The organism is Acidovorax sp. SRB_14 (assembly GCF_012932145.1).
Taxonomy (GTDB): domain Bacteria; phylum Pseudomonadota; class Gammaproteobacteria; order Burkholderiales; family Burkholderiaceae_C; genus Simplicispira.
In genome coordinates this window covers 89788-105983 of sequence record NZ_MWOK01000011.1, presented here as the reverse complement: position 1 = coordinate 105983, position 16196 = coordinate 89788, and the positions used below count along the sequence as shown (strand labels likewise).

The 16196-nt window shown below is 64.4% G+C and carries 17 protein-coding genes and 1 pseudogene; 11 read left to right on the top strand and 7 right to left on the bottom strand.

Annotated elements, in window-relative coordinates; genetic code table 11:
- Nucleotides 1-18: 18 nt before the first annotated feature.
- Nucleotides 19-276 carry a hypothetical protein gene (locus B2J86_RS10630; RefSeq protein WP_173025526.1) on the top strand — a complete coding sequence of 86 codons (258 nt, stop codon included), beginning with the start codon at nt 19-21 and terminating at the stop codon, nt 274-276.
- Entirely contained in the window at nt 273-1697 is a 1425-nt protein-coding gene (locus B2J86_RS10625) for an FAD-dependent oxidoreductase (protein WP_173025525.1), read from the top strand. Before B2J86_RS10630 ends, B2J86_RS10625 begins: the two co-directional genes overlap by 4 nt.
- A 47-nt stretch (nt 1698-1744) precedes the next feature.
- Here the strand turns inward: B2J86_RS10625 and B2J86_RS10620 are convergent, their stop codons facing one another.
- On the bottom strand, nt 1745-2644 hold the full coding sequence (locus B2J86_RS10620) for a FadR/GntR family transcriptional regulator (RefSeq protein ID WP_173025524.1): 900 nt from the start codon (nt 2642-2644) through the stop codon (nt 1745-1747).
- Between the two features lie 261 nt (nt 2645-2905).
- Here B2J86_RS10620 and B2J86_RS18425 point away from each other — a divergent pair, with 261 nt between their 5' ends.
- From B2J86_RS18425 to B2J86_RS10610, 3 genes are all read left to right on the top strand, one after another.
- The gene (locus tag B2J86_RS18425) at nt 2906-3493 is read left to right on the top strand and encodes a hypothetical protein (RefSeq protein WP_371736402.1); all 588 of its coding nucleotides are present in this window, start codon (nt 2906-2908) and stop codon (nt 3491-3493) included.
- Complete coding sequence (locus tag B2J86_RS18420) at nt 3454-3633, top strand: FAD-binding protein (protein ID WP_371736417.1); 180 nt, start codon at nt 3454-3456, stop codon at nt 3631-3633. Before B2J86_RS18425 ends, B2J86_RS18420 begins: the two co-directional genes overlap by 40 nt.
- Before the next feature lie 157 nt (nt 3634-3790).
- The gene (locus B2J86_RS10610) at nt 3791-3997 is read left to right on the top strand and encodes a hypothetical protein (RefSeq protein WP_173025523.1); all 207 of its coding nucleotides are present in this window, start codon (nt 3791-3793) and stop codon (nt 3995-3997) included.
- Nucleotides 3998-4135: 138 nt separating this feature from the next.
- On the opposite strand, the gene B2J86_RS10605 is transcribed toward B2J86_RS10610, so the two are convergent.
- From B2J86_RS10605 to B2J86_RS10590, 4 genes are read right to left on the bottom strand one after another with little or no spacing between them, the layout of a single operon-like run.
- The gene (locus tag B2J86_RS10605) at nt 4136-4732 is read right to left on the bottom strand and encodes an NAD(P)H-dependent oxidoreductase (RefSeq protein WP_173025522.1); all 597 of its coding nucleotides are present in this window, start codon (nt 4730-4732) and stop codon (nt 4136-4138) included.
- Nucleotides 4729-6135, bottom strand: coding sequence for an FAD-dependent oxidoreductase (locus B2J86_RS10600; RefSeq protein ID WP_173025521.1), 1407 nt, complete (start codon nt 6133-6135; stop codon nt 4729-4731). The genes B2J86_RS10605 and B2J86_RS10600 overlap by 4 nt, the downstream gene beginning before the upstream one ends.
- Nucleotides 6132-7115 carry a cupin domain-containing protein gene (locus B2J86_RS10595; RefSeq protein WP_173025520.1) on the bottom strand — a complete coding sequence of 328 codons (984 nt, stop codon included), beginning with the start codon at nt 7113-7115 and terminating at the stop codon, nt 6132-6134. Before B2J86_RS10595 ends, B2J86_RS10600 begins: the two co-directional genes overlap by 4 nt.
- Before the next feature lie 29 nt (nt 7116-7144).
- Nucleotides 7145-8764, bottom strand: coding sequence for an FAD-dependent monooxygenase (locus B2J86_RS10590; RefSeq protein WP_173025519.1), 1620 nt, complete (start codon nt 8762-8764; stop codon nt 7145-7147).
- A gap of 206 nt (nt 8765-8970) precedes the next feature.
- On the opposite strand from B2J86_RS10590, the gene B2J86_RS10585 reads away from it, so the two are divergent.
- The 5 genes from B2J86_RS10585 to B2J86_RS10565 all read left to right on the top strand — a co-directional run bounded on the left by B2J86_RS10585 (nt 8971) and on the right by B2J86_RS10565 (nt 14209).
- The gene (locus B2J86_RS10585; RefSeq protein WP_173025518.1) at nt 8971-9861 is read left to right on the top strand and encodes a fumarylacetoacetate hydrolase family protein; all 891 of its coding nucleotides are present in this window, start codon (nt 8971-8973) and stop codon (nt 9859-9861) included.
- A 23-nt stretch (nt 9862-9884) separates the two neighbouring features.
- Nucleotides 9885-10865: a tripartite tricarboxylate transporter substrate binding protein gene (locus B2J86_RS10580; RefSeq protein ID WP_173025517.1), complete on the top strand. Its 981-nt coding sequence runs from the start codon at nt 9885-9887 to the stop codon at nt 10863-10865.
- Nucleotides 10866-10995: 130 nt separating this feature from the next.
- Nucleotides 10996-11967, top strand: a complete 972-nt coding sequence (locus B2J86_RS10575) for a tripartite tricarboxylate transporter substrate binding protein (protein ID WP_173025516.1) — start codon at nt 10996-10998, stop codon at nt 11965-11967.
- A 96-nt stretch (nt 11968-12063) separates the two neighbouring features.
- Entirely contained in the window at nt 12064-13437 is a 1374-nt protein-coding gene (locus B2J86_RS10570; RefSeq protein WP_173025515.1) for an MmgE/PrpD family protein, read from the top strand.
- Between the two features lie 16 nt (nt 13438-13453).
- Nucleotides 13454-14209: an SDR family NAD(P)-dependent oxidoreductase gene (locus B2J86_RS10565; RefSeq protein ID WP_173025514.1), complete on the top strand. Its 756-nt coding sequence runs from the start codon at nt 13454-13456 to the stop codon at nt 14207-14209.
- 55 nt (nt 14210-14264) lie between these two features.
- Here the strand turns inward: B2J86_RS10565 and B2J86_RS10560 are convergent, their stop codons facing one another.
- Nucleotides 14265-15029, bottom strand: a complete 765-nt coding sequence (locus tag B2J86_RS10560; protein WP_173025513.1) for a FadR/GntR family transcriptional regulator — start codon at nt 15027-15029, stop codon at nt 14265-14267.
- Nucleotides 15030-15147: 118 nt separating this feature from the next.
- Between B2J86_RS10560 and B2J86_RS10555 the strand changes: the two are divergent.
- A pseudogene (locus B2J86_RS10555) lies at nt 15148-15555 on the top strand (transposase); the annotation flags it as partial.
- A gap of 313 nt (nt 15556-15868) precedes the next feature.
- Here B2J86_RS10555 and B2J86_RS18000 read toward each other — a convergent pair.
- Nucleotides 15869-16093, bottom strand: coding sequence for a hypothetical protein (locus B2J86_RS18000; RefSeq protein ID WP_216842360.1), 225 nt, complete (start codon nt 16091-16093; stop codon nt 15869-15871).
- Nucleotides 16094-16196: the final 103 nt, after the last annotated feature.

Sequence of the window (16196 nt, the reverse complement as noted above, 5' to 3'; positions counted from 1 at the left end):
CAAGAGACAGGACAGAACATGACGCAGACCACTTCCTTGCCACCCGTGCAGGCGGCAGAAGACTATCAATCCCTCCGCTTCGCGCTGCGCCATGACAAGGTGATGCGGGTGGGTGCAGGTGTGGCGGTGGCCGCCATCATCGGCTGGATCGGCACCCGGACTGGGCTACCGGAGCTGTGGGCAGTCGGCGTTTCGGCCGGCGTGGCGCTCAACTTCGTGCTGAAGGTGGCTCTGGACGTCCTGGCGCTCGTGGCCGACACTCTCCTGCCCCAATGACACAAGTACTGGATGTAGACATCTGCGTGGTCGGGGGCGGTCTGGCCGGCTTGACGGCGGCGGCGCGCGCGGCGCAGCTGGGCTTGCGTGCTGTCCTGCTTGAACAGTCGGCTGAGGCGCGTTACCTGTGCAACTCCCGGATGACCAACGGCATCTTCCACATGGCGATGAAGTCCCCTGCCATCGGGGCCGATGCGTTGGAAAAGGCCATCGCCGTAGCCAGCCGCGGCACTGCCCATCCGGGCTTGCAGCGTGCGCTGGCTGAAGATTCACTGCGCGCCGTGCGCTGGCTGCAGTCCTGCGGCGTGCGTTTCATGAAGGCCAGCGCCGAGCCGCACCATGCGTTCTCGCTGGCACCGCCGTCGCTGCATCGCAACGGCCCATTCGACATCCTCGGCCGCGCGGGCGACGTCATGCTGCGCCGGCTGGAGGCCGCGCTAGTCGCGGGCGGCGGCAGCGTGCTGCGCGGACGGCGCGCGCGTGAGCTCGTCCTACGCGACGGCGCTTGCCACGGTGTGCGTGGCGACGACTTCGAAGTGCGTTGCCAGGCGGTTGTGATTGCCGACGGCGGCTTCCAGGCAAATCCAGAACTGGTAAAACAGTTCGGACTGTCGCCGCAACCGGACCAGGTGCTTCAGCGCAATGCGCGCACTGCACGCGGCGACGGGCTGCAGATGGCTGTGGCGGCAGGCGCGCAGCTATCGCAGATGCGCGGCTTCTATGGCCACCTGCAATGCCGCGACGCGCTTCAAAACGACGCTTTGTGGCCCTATCCCTGGCTGGACTTGGTGGCCGTTGCTGCCATCGTGGTCGGGCCTGATGGTCGCCGCTTCGCCGACGAAGGCCGCGGCGGCATCTTCCTGGCCAACCGCCTCGCGGAGTTGGCACAGCCGGCCGGTGCCTTTGTCGTGTTCGACGACATAGTCTGGAACGGTCCCGGTCGCACCTACATCAAGCCACCAAATCCGCGGCTGGTGCAGCGTGGCGGCACGTTACATGTGGCGCCCACTCTCGGGGCGCTGGCAGCCGAGGCGGGGCTGCCACCCGAGACGCTTGTCCGTGAGGTAGCTGCCTATAACGCGGCGCATACGGCGAGCCAGCTGGGTGCGCTCGAGCCGGCACGCAGCGTCGGCACCAAGCCCGCGTTCCCCATCGTGCAGGCGCCCTTCTACGCCGTTCCGCTGGTGGCCGGGATGACGCACACCATGGGCGGCATCGCCGTCGACGGCTGGAGTCGCGCGAGCCGTGCTGACGGCAGCGTGTTCCCAGGCTTATATGCCGCCGGCAGCTGCATCGGCGGGGTCGAAGGCGGCGAACACGCAGGCTATGTCGGCGGCCTCACGCGTGCGGCAGTCACCGGCCTACGCGCCGCGGAGCACGCAGCGTCGCTGCGTCTATCTCTAGCATCCCTCGCGGATTGAGCGGACTCCTGGTCCTTCGGTTGGAAGACCAGCCCTTCGGGAAAGGATCAGGCCACCCGCTTGCGCGGTGCGGCCAGCTTCTTCGCGGGTGTCTTCGCTGCAGGCGCGGTGGTGCTTCGAGCCTCGCCTTCGTTCACTTCCAGGATCGACTTGGCGACCAGCGACGGCGCAGCCGGCACCGCCAACTGGTAGATGCCCTGGGCCCGCGCGAACTGCATGTACACCTTCTGGATGGAACGCAGGTGCTCGTGCATTTCCTTCACGGCGGCGTCCGCATTGCGTGCGCGCAGCAGCTCGATGAAGCGGGTACGCGAGCGAACGACGCTGCGCGTGGTCTCCGCGCCGAGCCGCCTAGCGAAGCTGCGCATCACGTTGCCCAGCGTCTGCGTCATCATGACCAAGACCGGGTTCTTGCTGGCCGCAGCCAGAACGTTGTGGAACTCGATGTTGATATGGAGCTTTTCCATCATCTGGCCTTCTGAAAACAGTTTCTCGGCCAGTCTGACGTTCTCCTCCAGCGCCGCGAAATCCGCTTCTTCGGCGCGTTCGCACGCGACGCGGACGACGACTTCCTCGATCCAGGCGCGGGCTTCGGTGAGGTGTGCCAGCGAGATGCCGCCCTGCCGCAGCAGGTCGCTCATGTTCTCGGAGATCGCCAGGGGGCGCGCATCGGCGACAAACGCGCCGCCCAGTTTGCCGGGCCGCAGTTCGAGCAGGCCCCCGTTCTCCAGGGTGCGCAGTGCCTCGCGCAAGGCGGCGCGACTCACGCCCAGCTGCTTGGAGAGTTCGCGCTCCGGTGGCAGGCGGTCGCCGACCTGCAGCTCGCCGTTCTCAAGCATTTCTCGTACGCGGTCGGCTACCTCCTCGAATGCACGTTTCTCGCGCACCGGCTTGAAGACCGCAGCCGGACGTCGTTGAAGTTCTACAGGATTGTGAAGAGAGGCCATGGGGGGATGATAACGGTCATCTGGTCAGACCGAGAACGTTGCGCCGCGTCAGGGGAGACGATGCGATGCCCGCGCGTCGTTGGCCGACCCATGGCCTTACCATCGCGTACAGGGCTCTGCCCCGTCGTCACTCGGTCACTGAGAGGGTCACGGGTTTCATGGGCCAGAAGCCGGCCGGCACCAGCTTCCTGATGGACGCCGGGTCTGTCGTGATTGCGAATGGCGTCTTCCAATCCGGAGCTAACCAAGGGGCCGGTGACCATGGATCCCTCGCGCATCCTGCAACGCAATGCGGCGACCGGCATGGGTGACGGCCTCAAGATGGCGCAGGCTGTGGGCGCGGCCATCAGCGACGTGCGCGGGTTCTACGGCCACGTTCAGTCCCAGGCCGCGCTGCAAAACGAGAAGCTGTGGCCCTGCTTCTGGCTGGACTACGTCATCGGGGCCGGTGCACTGGTCGGGGCAGACGGCAAGCGCTTTACGGTTGAAGGCCAGGGCGGCACGACCGTCGCCAACGAAATGGCTCAGCGACCCGATCCAATGGATGCCATCGCGGATGACCGGATCTGGGCGGAACGAAGCACGTTCCAGATGCCGCCGCCGAATTCCCGGCTGGAGCAGAACAGAGGCACCGTCCACCGCGCTTCCTCGTTGGAAGAGCTCGCTGGGATGGCCGGCATTTACCCGGCCGGCCTCGTCGCACAGGTGAATGCATACAACAACGCCGAGCGAGCCGGCACGCTCGCCAGTCTGGTGCCGGCACGCAGCATGGTGAAGTTGGATGCCTACCCGATCGAGAAGGCGCCGTTATACGCGTTCCCGCCATTGCCGGCATCACCTACGCGATGAGCGGTATCTCCATTGATGGGGACGGCCGCATCCTAACCCGCGAAGGGCAGCCGATTCCCGGCTTGTACGCGGCGGGCTGCGCCTCCGGCGGCCTCGAGGGCGGTGAGAAGACGGGCTACGTGGGCGGTCTGGTCAAGTGAGCGTTACTGGCCTGCGCGTGGGCGAAGCCATCCTGGCGCGCGCCTGAGTGGCGCGCCTGCGTGGCGCGTCATTGTGATGTTCCGTCGGGGTGGACGGCGTCACACGCATCGGTGTCGCGTACGCATCATCAGCTGAAGTCAATCAAGGAGAGTTTCTATGGTGAAGACATACCCCGCCGTCTTGCTGATGACTGGCCACGTAGGGCGCATCGCGTTGTCGGCCGCACTGATCGCGCTGGCGCAGTTTCCCGGTTCCGCCGTGGTCACGGGCGTAGGCCTGGTCGCGTCCAGTGTCTGCTGGGTCGCCCAGCGACTGGCGGCCGAGTTGGGGGAAATAGTTGCTGAAGCGCTGCTGCCACGCTGACGATCAGGACGCCGCGGAAGCTTTCGCTCGACAAAAAAGGCGGCGTGCTCCCGCGGTGCCGCCTGCTACGCCGAAACATTTGCAGCCACGTTCCGACGCACGGTCCCGCCCGGCAGGCGCCTGGCGCCGGGACGCAGCTCAGGTCGCGGTCGCTGTGAGCTTGCGCGCGACCACGCCAGCACGCTCTCGCGCCTGTGCCAGCCAGCGTTTGCGCTGCTCGTCGCTGGAGGACCGCAGAGGGCCGAAGGACATGATGCGGACCGGCTTGATGCCGGACGGTCCCAGGATGGCGTGACGCACCTGCTTGTGGCCCGGCGCACCCAGCAGCCAGCGGTAGGCCCACGGCGGCGTATCCATCGTCACCAGCACGTCCGCTGACCGGCCGCCGAGATAAGACTCCGGTAGCAGCGACCCAGGCTTGAACTTGAAGGCGAAGTCGTTGCCGAAGGCGCGCTCGAAGAAACCCTTCAGGCGCGCCGGCATGCCGCCGAACCAAGTGGGATAGACCAGCACGAGATGCCGGGCGCGCAGGATCGCGTCGCGGGCCTGGACCAGATCGTGCTCCAACTCGGGCGGTCGTCCGGCCGGCGTGGCTTCAAACTCCAGCGCGGGAAGGTGCAGCATCTGGACCTCGAAGCCTTGCGCCTGCAACCCGGCCGTGTAGGCGTCGGCAAGCGCACCGCCGAAGCCGCGATTGTCCGGATGCGCCAGGATCAGCAGTACCATTGGCTTCATGCTGTCTCCAGCGCTGTGCGAGCGGCGGCGCGCCCGAAGATCACCGACTTGCTCAGCGACGATCCGCTCATGTAGCCGGAGCCGTGGAATCCGCCGACAATTTCGCCCGCGGCATAGAGGTGCGGAATAGCGGTGCCGCGTACGTCGATGACGCGCATGTCGGCATCCACTTTCAGACCACAGTAAGTCGCGACGACGCCCGTGGAGCACGGATAGATGTAGAAGGGCGCGGTGTCGATTGCAACGAGTTTGCCCCAGCCGCGGCCCAGGCCCGTGCGGCCGAAGGCGGTGTCTGGACCCTCGGCCACATCGTTGTTGTAGCGCGCCACGGTCTGCTGCAGGCGCTCGGGATCCAGCCCCACCAGCTTCGCCAGCGACGCGATGTCGTCCGCCTTGTGCACCAGGCCCTTGCGGTACGCGTCTTCCAGGTCGTTGGAGGTCGGCTGCGGTGCCGACTGGTCCATGATTTTCTGGTCCCAGATCTGAAAGCCGACGCCGTCGGGTTGCGTCAGGCAGATCTCTCCCAGCACCTTGTAGGAGATCGATTCGTCGGCGAAGCGCTCGGCGTACTTGTTGACGGCGATGCCTCCCTTATAGATCGACAAGGTGAGCCGCGCTTCCTGACCGGGGTCGATCTCGGTGCGCGGGTAGTTGTTCAGCGATACACCAAAAGTGCCGGTAATGAAGGGCATGTCCAGAAGGTCAGCGCCCAGCTTCCAGGCCATCTTCAGGCCGTCGCCGGTGTTGCCTTCACCGCCCAGCACCAGCGCGTTGGCCAGACGCGGGCAAAACTTGTCGATCAGCTCGCGGTCGCGCGAAAAGCCGCCGGTGGCAAGCACGACGCCCAGGCGGGCTGCGACCTGATGGCCATCGCCCGCAACCACGCCGGTGATGGAGCCGCTGGCGTCGATCACCAACTCGCTCGCTGACAGGTTGTCCACGTACTGGATGTTCCGGCTCGCCCGCACGCGAGCATGAAGGGCACGCATCAGCTGCCACGGGTCGGTCGGGTGCGTGCGCGGCACCCCCTGGTTGGAACTCAGGGCGATCGGGTGAAACTCGACGCCGTGCTGCCGCAACCATTCATAGGCGTCCCGCTGTTCCTGCACGTAAAGGTCGGCGAGCGCTGGAACGACACGGCCGCCGGACGCCTTCACGATGTCTGCGCGCAGCAGTTCGTCTGTGTCCTGGATCCCCTTCTCGCGCTGGGCGGCCGTGTCGGCAAAGGCGAACGAGCCGCTGCTCAGCACTGTGCTGCCGCCGTACTGGCCGGTCTTTTCGAGCAGCAGCACGGACTTACCGGCCGCGGCCGCCTCCAGCGCGGCGCTGTGGCCCGCGAGGCCGCCACCCAGGACGATCAGGTCGACCACCGCAGGGAGGGTGGCATTGATGTCGTTGTTCATGCGTTTTCCTTTTCAGCGGGCGTCTGTTCGCGCACCCAGTCGAGCATCTTTAGCAGTGGTTCGTCCGAGACTTCGAGCAGCACGGCCTCCTGACCACACACCAGCTGGTGCTCGTACCAGCTCGGCACGGCGATCATGTCGCCGCCCGACCAGTCGAACTGTATGCCAGCGAATTCGCTGCGACCTTGGCCCCGAATCACAGAGTAGATGCGGTTGATGGTGGACCTCGGCCGCGCCCAGCGCGTACCGGGCTGCAGGTGCAGTACCGTGCGATCGAAGGTACGCAACTCAGGCGGCCCCAGCTTCAGGGCGCGGACGCCCGCGCGGACCTCAGCCGCGGCCAGCAGCCGAGGGTAATAGTCAGTGAAGGCGAAGCGCATTGGTGATGCCAGATCGACGCGATCGGCGCGCTCCAGCGTGTCTGGATGCTGCTCGAAGAACATCGGTCCCAGCAACTGCACGAGAGGCGCATCCAGAAAGTCGATCCAGTAAGACTCGGTGCTGCTCTCGTTGCTGTGTCCGTGCCAGCAACCGTTGGGCGTGAGCAGCACGTCGCCCGGCGCCATGGGCACCTTTACCCCATCCACGATGGTGTAGGTGCCTGGCGCGGCCTCGAGCACGACGCGCATTGCGTTGGGTGAATGGCGGTGGCTGCGGGCCGTCTCCCCGGCTTTGACCATCTGGTATGCGCCCACCAGGGTGGACACCGTCGGATAGTCGTTGCCCGGGATCGGGTTGGCCATGATCAGGTTGCGGCGCTCCGCCCACTTGGGGTCGACCAGGTCACCGGCCTTGTGCAGGGCGGCGCGGGCGTGTTCGTAGCGCCAGCGCGCGGGAACGAAGCACTGCTTGGGCTCGGGGTACAGCGAAGGCGTGGGCTTGTTCCAGCCGTTCTTCATCTGCACTTCGTCGAGCATCTGGTACAGCTCAGGGAGCGAGCCGGCTGCGGCGAACGGTGGGGTGTCTTGCGAGGGGGCCATGGGAGTGTCTGTCTCAGGGGTTGTCGGGTTCATTTCTTGCCGCAGACCGTGGCGATCAGCCCTGCCACGTCGGCAGGGGGCGCGTCGCCGCGCCAAGCCACGTGGCCGTCCGGCCGGACCAGGACCAGCGCACGTTCGTACAGCGCGGCGATCTCCGGCTCGGCGATGGAAACGACCTCCAGAGCCATGCCAGCGTCCTTTGCGGCGCGCTGCAGGCCGGAGAAATCGTCGGCACCGCCGAAGTCCAGCAGAACGAAGCTACGACCGAATAAGTCCAGGGTGGAGCGGCCGTCCTTCATCCATGCATGCGGAGCACGTGCACCGGGGCGCGAGCTGGGCCGGTAGTGGATCGCGTCCTCCAGTTCCGCCTTCGCGGCCTCGCGGTCCTCGCTAGCGTCATAGGCGATCACGGGCGATTCAAGATAACGGTTGCCCAGATGCATGTTCATCGAGAGCCACTCGCGCTTGAGCCCGTCGTTCAGCGCTTGGCCGACGCGCTCCCGCGCCGCGCGACCGGCTTCGCTTTCCTCGTGGATCTCGGGGCCGCTGCGCGCGCCCTTCATGATCTGCAGGTTGCCGGTGGAGAAAGTGGTGATGCGATGCGCCACTGGCTTGCGCTCGCTGGTGTACGACTCGACCAGTCGAGGGCCACCCCAATCGCCCAGCAATGCATCGAGCTTCCAGCTCAGGTCCACGGCGTCGCCGATGCCGGTGTTCATCCCCAGGCCGCCGGTGGGCGAGGTCCGGTGGCAGGCGTCGCCACAGATCAGCACGCGGCCGGCGCCGTAGCTGTCGGCGACAAGCTCGGCGCGCGCCCAGGGCAGGATGCTGATCATCTCCAGCAAAAAGGGCTTGCCCATCAGCTGGTAGGCGATCTGCGTGAGCTCCTCTTCCTCGAGCGCACGTTTTTCGAGGCCGCCGATGATGGACATGCGCCACATGTCCCTGCCGTTGATGGCCACGATGGTGGCCCACACGCCGTCCGGCCCGACGAACATGTAGCGGTATCCAGGCTGCTTGTCATGCAGCTGGTTGAAGTCCGGGCAACGGAAAATCGCGTTGGTGGTGTAGGTAAGGACACCCCGGCCACGCATCTCGATGCCGAGCGCTTCGCGTACCGCGCTGTGGGCGCCGTCGCAGCCCACGATATAGCGCGAGCGGACTTGATAAGTGCGGTCGGCCGCGATGTCGCGGATGGTGGTCGTCACGCCGTCGGCGTCCTCGATGAACGACACCATCTCGTGCCGGTAGCGCACGTCCACCGTCGGCTGCGCCTGCGCGAAGCGGCGCAGCACCGGATCGAACATGTTCTGCGGACAGCGCTCACGCTTCTGCGGACTCTCCGGCGGCGGACGATCTGCGCGCATGGAGGGCATCTTCTGCCGACCCAGCTCGTAGGCGTTGAGCCCCGTCAGATACACGTTGTCCTGCGGGTAATCACGGTCGTAGGGCGCTTCTTCCACGTCCGACACGATGTTCCAGCGCCGGCAGTACTCCATTGTGCGGATGCCCACAAGGTCCATCTTCGGCTGGAAGATGGAGCCGTCACCCTGTTCTACCAGCAGGGCCTGGCGGCCCCGCCACCCCAAGTCACCGGCGAGCGCCAGCCCCACTGGACCTCCGCCCACGACCAGCACTTCGGTCTTCACGCTAATTTTGTTCTGCACTTTACCCATTCAGTGATTTATGGTCCGACCAATTATGCCGAAGCGCAAGGTGTGACGTCAATACCAGATGTCCACACCAGTCGACAATGACATGCCACAAGATTAAACTATGGTCGGACCATATTTCCTGGTTTTTTTACGAACGTCCGCCGGGCGCTTGCCTCCACCTTCACCGAAACCTCACTACCATGAAACTTGCATCTTTCAACGACCATCGGATTGGCGTCGTGATGGGCGACCGCGTCCATGACGTCACCGCCTGCGTGCCCGCTGCCCTCGACACCCTTCCTGCCCAGCGGATGCGCTGGCTAATCGAGCACTGGAACGAGACTCGTTTGCAGGTCGAGAGTATTGTTGCCGCCGGCAGGGGGAGCATCACTCTTGATAGCGTCGCTCTCCTGGCACCCGTGCCGGCCCCCGCCCATGTGTTCGCGGCGCCCGTGAACTACCAAAAGCACATCGGCGAGCTCGGTAATCGCGCCGTATCCAAGAAGGGCCGTAGCGCGCGCGAGCAGGGCTTTTTTCTGAAGGCGCCTGCTTCGGTCGTGGGTCCCTCCGAGGGCATCACGCTGCCGCGTGGATCTCAGCGGCGGTTCGACCATGAATCCGAGCTCGCCGTCGTCATTGGCCGCGGCGGGCGCAACATCCCGCGCGCGCAAGCGCTCGACCATGTGTTTGGCTACACCTGCCTCATGGACCTGACCATGCGCATCGAGCCTGGCACGGGAGAGGAGGAGCGCTCAATGCGCAAGTCCTTCGCGTCCTTCACGCCGATGGGACCCTGGCTCGTGACGCAGGATGAGGTGGGCGATGCCGGTGCGCTGCGCAACAGCCTGAGCGTCAACGGCGAGGTGAGGCAGGACGCCAACACGCGCGACCTGATCGTGGGGATTGCCGAGCTGATCGAACTGGTTTCGTCGGTGTTGCCCCTGCAACCGGGCGACGTGATCGCCACGGGAACCCCCGATGGTGTCGGTCCGATCGTCGCCGGCGATGAGGTGACGATCGAGATCGAACGCGTCGGCCGCATGACGTTGACGGTCCGCGAAGCCGAGCAGATGGCTCCGCGGCCGTATTGAACTTTTACATGCCGAGGTCCGACATGAAAAAAGCAATCTCTTTCCAGGCCGTTCTCTGCGCCCTAGCGCTGGCGGCTTCCGGTGTGGCGGACGCGCGGACGGCCCCCTATCGCAACAAGCCGATCCGGATCATCGTTCCCTTTCCGCCGGGTGGTGGCATCGACGTGTTAGTGCGCGCACTGGGCAGCGAGTTGTCGAAAAAGTGGGGGCAGCCCTTTGTCGTCGAGAACAAGGCGGGCGCCGCGACCTTCATAGGCTCGGAGTTTGTCGCCCGCGCGCCGGCTGATGGCTACACGCTTCTGGCGACGACAGATCCCACCTTCACGTCCAACCGGCACCTATTCAAGTCTTTGCCCTACGACCCCGACAAGGGCTTCGAGCCGGTGATCCAGATGGTCAAGGGCGACAACCTGATCTTCGCGCATCCGACTGTTCCGTTCGCGGACCTCAAGGAACTGGTAGACGCGGCCAAGGCAGGCCAGAAGCTCTCCTTCGGTTCGTATGGCAATGGCACGCAGCCGCAGCTGGTGTTCGGGTACCTCAACAAGCGCGAAGGCATCGACCTTCTGCACGTTCCCTATAAGGGCATCGCTCCCGTCATGATGGCCGTGGCCTCGAAGGAGGTGGACCTGAGCGTCGCCAGCGCCGGCGTTTCGGGCGAGATGATCAAGGGGGCCCGCGTGCGTCCTCTGGCGGTGGCGGGCAACAAGCGGCTGCCCCAGTTCCCGGAAGTGGAGACAACGGCGGAGCAGGGCTTCCCCTACCTGAAGTCGTTCATCTGGTACGGCCTGTTCGCGCCCAAGGGGACGCCTCCCGAAATCGTCGGCAAGCTGAACGCCGACATTGCCGCAATCTTGCGCGACGAGACCTTTGCCAGGCAGCAGGTGACGTCCAAGGGCATGACCGTGATGGCCGGCTCGCCCAAGGAGTTTGCCGAGGCGATCAAGCAGGATACGGCGCTCGTCGACGAAATGGTGAAGGCTGCCAACGTCAAGCCTGAGTAAGTGCCGCCGTGAGCGGCTCTGGGCAACACCTCGTAATTCTCGGCAGGGTCCATCTGGATTGGATCAATGGAAGATTGGTAGTACCATTGAAATGTTAGTATTTGGCGCATTTCAAAAAAGGAGACCCACAATGCAATGGAAGAACAAGGTGCTCGCGGCCGCCGTCGGTGCCGTCGCGTTACTCGCGGCGCCGGCCGTGCTTGCCCAGGCATACCCATCCAAGCCTGTCCGGCTGATCATCAACTTCGCCGCCGGCGGAACGACGGACGTGGTGGGACGGGCCATTGCCAAACCTCTTGCCGCAGAACTGGGGCACCCGGTGCTCGTGGACAACAAGACGGGTGCGCTGGGCGCCATCGGTGCGGCAGAGGTGGCACGCGCCGCGCCGGACGGATACACGATCCTGCTGACCACGCAAGGTTCGCTGACGGAAATTCCGATCCTGAACCCGAACACTCCGTACAACCCGACCACGGCGTTCTCCCCCATCACGAAAGTCGGAACTTCCCCATTCGTGCTCTTCGCGCATCCCAGCTTTCCCGCGAACAACCTGAAGGAGCTGGTCGCCTATTCACGTACTCGCCCTGACGGCATCGACATCTCCCTCAGCGGTTCCAGCGTGACGATGGGTGCGTTTGCGCTGGCGGATGCCGGCAACATCAAGTTCGTGCGGGTGCCCTACGCCGGGGCTGCGCCGGCCCTGACCGCGGCCCTCGGCGGCCACACCAAGCTGGGACTGAACGCCGTCACGACGACGATGATGCAGCAGGTGCAGGCCGGCAACCTCAAGCTGCTGGCCGTAGGAAGCGACGGCCCCTACAAGCTGCTGCCCGGCGTTCCCTCCTTTACCGAAACCTTTCCGGGCGTTACGTCGGACTGCTGGTGGGGCTTATTCGCGCCCGCCGGGACGCCGGAACCCGTGGTGCAGCGCCTGAACCAGGCGATCAAAAAGGTGCTGGCAGATCCGGACGTCATCAAGGTGATGAGTGCCAACGCCATGCTCCCGGAGCACACCTCGCCCGAGGAACTGAAGAAGGTGGTGGAAAAGGGCCTCGCGAACACGAAGGCCCTTTCGGCCAAGCACACCATCACGCTCAACTGACCTCGCATCGTCCCGCGAGGTATCCCTAGTCAGCGCAGTTCCCGTCGCGACCGTCGCGGGCGCGGCGAGGGCGCGCGCGTCTGAAAGGAACCCATCATGGAAACAACGCTCGAGGCCGACCGTGGCCTCATCTCCTTCCTCGGAAATTTTGCGGCCAACGTTCGCCTAGAGGACGCCCCCGCTGCGGTGCGGCGCCAAGCCATCCTGAGCATCCTCGACACCGTCGGCTGCATGGTGGCTGGCGCGCAGGCGCCGGAATCGCGCGACTTCCTCATGGTCGAAACACAGCGAACCCAGGCGCCGGAAGCATCCGTCATCGGGCACGGCCCCCGGGTTGACGTGGCAACGGCCATTCGCGTGAACGCCTACCTTGGCGACGTGTTTGAGCTGAACGATTTGACCGGGGGGCATGCGAGCATCGCGGTGGTGCCGACTGCACTGGCCCACGCAGAAGCGCTCCGTTGCGACGGTCGTGCGCTGGTCGAGGCGGTCATCGCGGGCATTGAAGTCACGTCCCGCGTCTACGCCGCCTATTACCCGACGATGAAGTCGTACGAGGAGACGGGCATCGCGCCTCCGGGCATTCCCTCGACGATTGGGGCGACCGCCGCCGCGGCGCGCCTGCATGGCATGTCGGCGGAGGCAACTGGGCGTGCGCTGGCGATCGCGGCCGCGCTCGCGGGGTGGTGCCCGGCTGAAGTGATCTTCGGCCAGGGCGGCACGATCAAGCCCATGCTGTTTGGGTCGTGGCCGGGCAGCGTCGCGACCATGGCCGTTGCTTACGCGCAGGCAGGGTTCAGCGGGCCGGCACGCGTTCTCGAAAGCCCTATCGGGCTATACCCTACGCTCGCAAGGAGCTTCGATGCTTCCCAGGTGCTTTCCCCCTCGGCCTGGCACCTCGAGCATCCGCGTCGCAAGCGGCACGCGTGTTGCGGCTACATCCACTCCGCGCTTGATGGGGTGGTGGCGATGCGGTTGGACGGGGTGGACTTCGCGGCGGCGGAAGCCATCGTCGTTCACATGCCGGCCTACATCATTCCGGGGGTTTCCAAGTCGGGACCGCCGACGGCGCCGAACGAAGCACGCTTCCACGCCGAATACTGCATCGCCCTCGCTGCCGCGGGGGCGGACTCCATCACGCCGGATCACAGCATCGATTACGTCACCCACATGGAGTTGGTGGCGCCGCTAATGCGCCGCGTCCGCGTCGTCGAAGACGTCTCGCTTGCGCACTACCACCAGTCCGTAGTGAGCGTGCGTGATGCCGGCGGCCGAGAAGTCGCATCCCGCGTAACCTGCGCCCCCAAGGGGGCTCCGTTGGATCCGATGACCAACAACGAAGTGCGGGCCAAGTTCGTAGCGCTCTGCGGGTCCCGGCTTGCGCCCGGGGCCATGTCTTCCTACTTGGCCAGGATGGACGGGTTGGAAGCCACTGCAAGCTGCGAATGGATCGTGCGCTCCTTTGCTTAAACGACGAGGTATTGCGATGAAATTGAATCTGGAAAACAAGGTGGCCGTGGTCACCGGGGCAGGACGCGGCATCGGCCGCGCGATCGCCGAGGCTCTGGCCGCCGAGGGCTGCGCGGTGGCCGTGTGCGACCGCGACCGCGATGTCGCTCAAGAAGTGGTCGAATCCATCGCCCGTGCCGGCGGAAAGGCCGACGCGTTTCAGGGCGACGTCGGGCAGCGCGCGTCGGTGCAGGCGCTGGCCGTGGCCGTCAAGGCGTCCCTGGGCGACGCGGACATCCTGGTGAACAACGCGGGCTTCTCGATGGATGCGTCCCTGCTGGAAATGTCAGAGGAACAATGGGACCAAGTCATCGACGTCTGCCTCAAGGGTTCCTGGCTCTGCGCGCAGGCATTCGTGGGTGGCATGCGCGCCAAGGGCGGCGGCCGCATCATCAACATCTCCTCGCGCGCGCACCTGGGCGAGAACAACAAGTCCAACTACTGCGCGGCCAAGGCCGGCGTCCTGGGGCTGACTGCGGCCCTGTCGATCGAGCTCGGGCGCGACAACATTACGGTCAACACTGTGGCGCCCGGCCTCATCCGCACCGATCGCGTCAAGTCGATCCGCTACTTCGAGGACATCGACCGTCGCGCGAAGCAGAGCACCCCCATCCCGCGCCCGGGCATGCCCGAGGACATCGCAATGGCAGTCTTGTACTTGGCGTCGGAGATGGGCGCCTTCGTCAGCGGCGAAACCCTGCACGTCACCGGCGGCCGCTACTCCTCCACCTGAGCAGGCGGGCGCGAGCCCGCTGACGGGTGTTGCACGGCGCACGTCAGGAACTCGACTACATGGCGCCGGCCTTGGCGGCGGCGTAAGCCGCAGGCGCCCGCTTGGAGGAGCGCGCATTCCGCTGGTACGCCAGGTACCGGTCCTTAACGCGTTCCAGGTGCTCGGCCATCGCCCGGCCGGCCTTTACCTTATCGCGCCGATAAAGCTGCGCGTTCACCTCCCGCAGGGCGATGATCGACAGGTCGTTCTTGTCGTGTCCGATGCTGATAGCGTAGTCATGCATCATCTCCATCAAGGCGTCCATCACGAACACGAGCACCGGATTGCGGGTGGCGCGTGCGATGACGCGGTGGTATTCAATCAGCGCGTCGAGCTTGGCATCGAAATCGCGTCGTCCCAAGGCTTGGCTCGCCAACTGAAGTTGTGCGTCGAGGGCAGCAAGGTCTTCTTCGGTTGCGGCATCGCAGGCGGCATCGACCACGGCCTGTTCGATCAGAACGCGCGCCTGGGTGAGTTGCTCGATGCTCACCCCGCGCAGGGACAGCAGGTCACGTAAGCCCGTTGATAGAAAGGTCGTGTTGCCCGCGCAAACAAAGGCGCCGCCTTTAGTCCCTTTGCGCAGTTCTACGATCCCGCCCATCTCGAGCAGGCGCAACGCCTCGCGAACGGCATTGCGGCCCACACCGAGGTGGACAGCGAGTTCGCGCTCAGCCGGGAGCTTGTCACCAGGTTCCAGTTCACCGCTCGCCAAGTGACGCCGGATCTGTTCGGCGATCTCGTCGCTCACGCGCTTCGTTTTCACGGACTCAAATTTGAGCATAGGGGAATGGTACTGCCAATGGCTCATCGGAACATTTGTTTCGGCTGGCGTCCACTATGGTGCCGGTGTTGACCTTGATGCCGCGAACCTGCAATTCCTTGCCGACGCGCGCGAACAGTACCAATGCCCGGCCGGGCAACGAGCGCTTCACCGCTTCAGCCGCGAAGAGGCGGGCCTACAGATCCACATCTATTGGCCAAGCGCCTGCCTCGCCTGTGCGATGAAGGCGCAGTGCACGACGAGCGTCTACCGACGCATCAGACGCTGGGAGCACGAGGCAATCATGGACAAGGTGCAGCAACGGCTGGACCGAATGCCTGATGCGATGACCGTGCGCAAGAGCACCATCGAGCACGTCTTCGGTACCCTCAAACACCGGATGGGTTGGACGCACTTTCTGACGAGAGGAATCGAGAACGTGGCAACGGAAATGGGCCTGAACGTGCTGGCGTACAACTTCAAACGCGTCCTGAGCATCCTCGGCTTTGAGCGGACCAAGAAGGCAATGCTTCTGCTGAGGGCGTAAGGTGCCGTTTTGACGGTCGATATTCTGACGAGCAGAGCCTGCGAGTGACCTTCAGGGCCCCCGCAGCGGCTCGTCGTCCCAAAAACTTCAAATTACCGGCTGAACCATTGGAAACTGAAAGCCACGCGTTCATCCCAAGGCTTTCTGACGCGTTATCACACAGCCTCGCTGCTGAGCGGACATCGGCATTGGCGCAAGGAACGGCCGAAACGGGTCGCAGGCATCAATTCGTTCGACTGGCCATCGGCAAAACCACCGTGAATGGTCTTGCCGATATGACCAGAGATTTCACTGGTAGTCGCGGCGGTGCCCTTCAGTCAGCAGACTTTTTTCTTCCCGAGATGGCCTTGCCTACTGTTGTTCGGCGGTCAGCATCAGTTTGTTTCACTGATACCCCAAGGTAGCTCTCAAGGGCAAAGCGGACCACGTCAGACCGTGTAGGGATAACTTTCAGCGTCGAGGCAAGCTCGATACGCTTTTTGTCAATGAGCTCTTCCAGCTCATCGCTCACCCGTATGTTTAGTTGATTTCGGCTCATGTGGTTCTTGGCTGAGTCTCCATTCTAAAGGGTCATCCATCTTTATTGCTAGACGAGTTGACAATAGACCTATGTGACATACAATAAACATGTCTAGCAATAA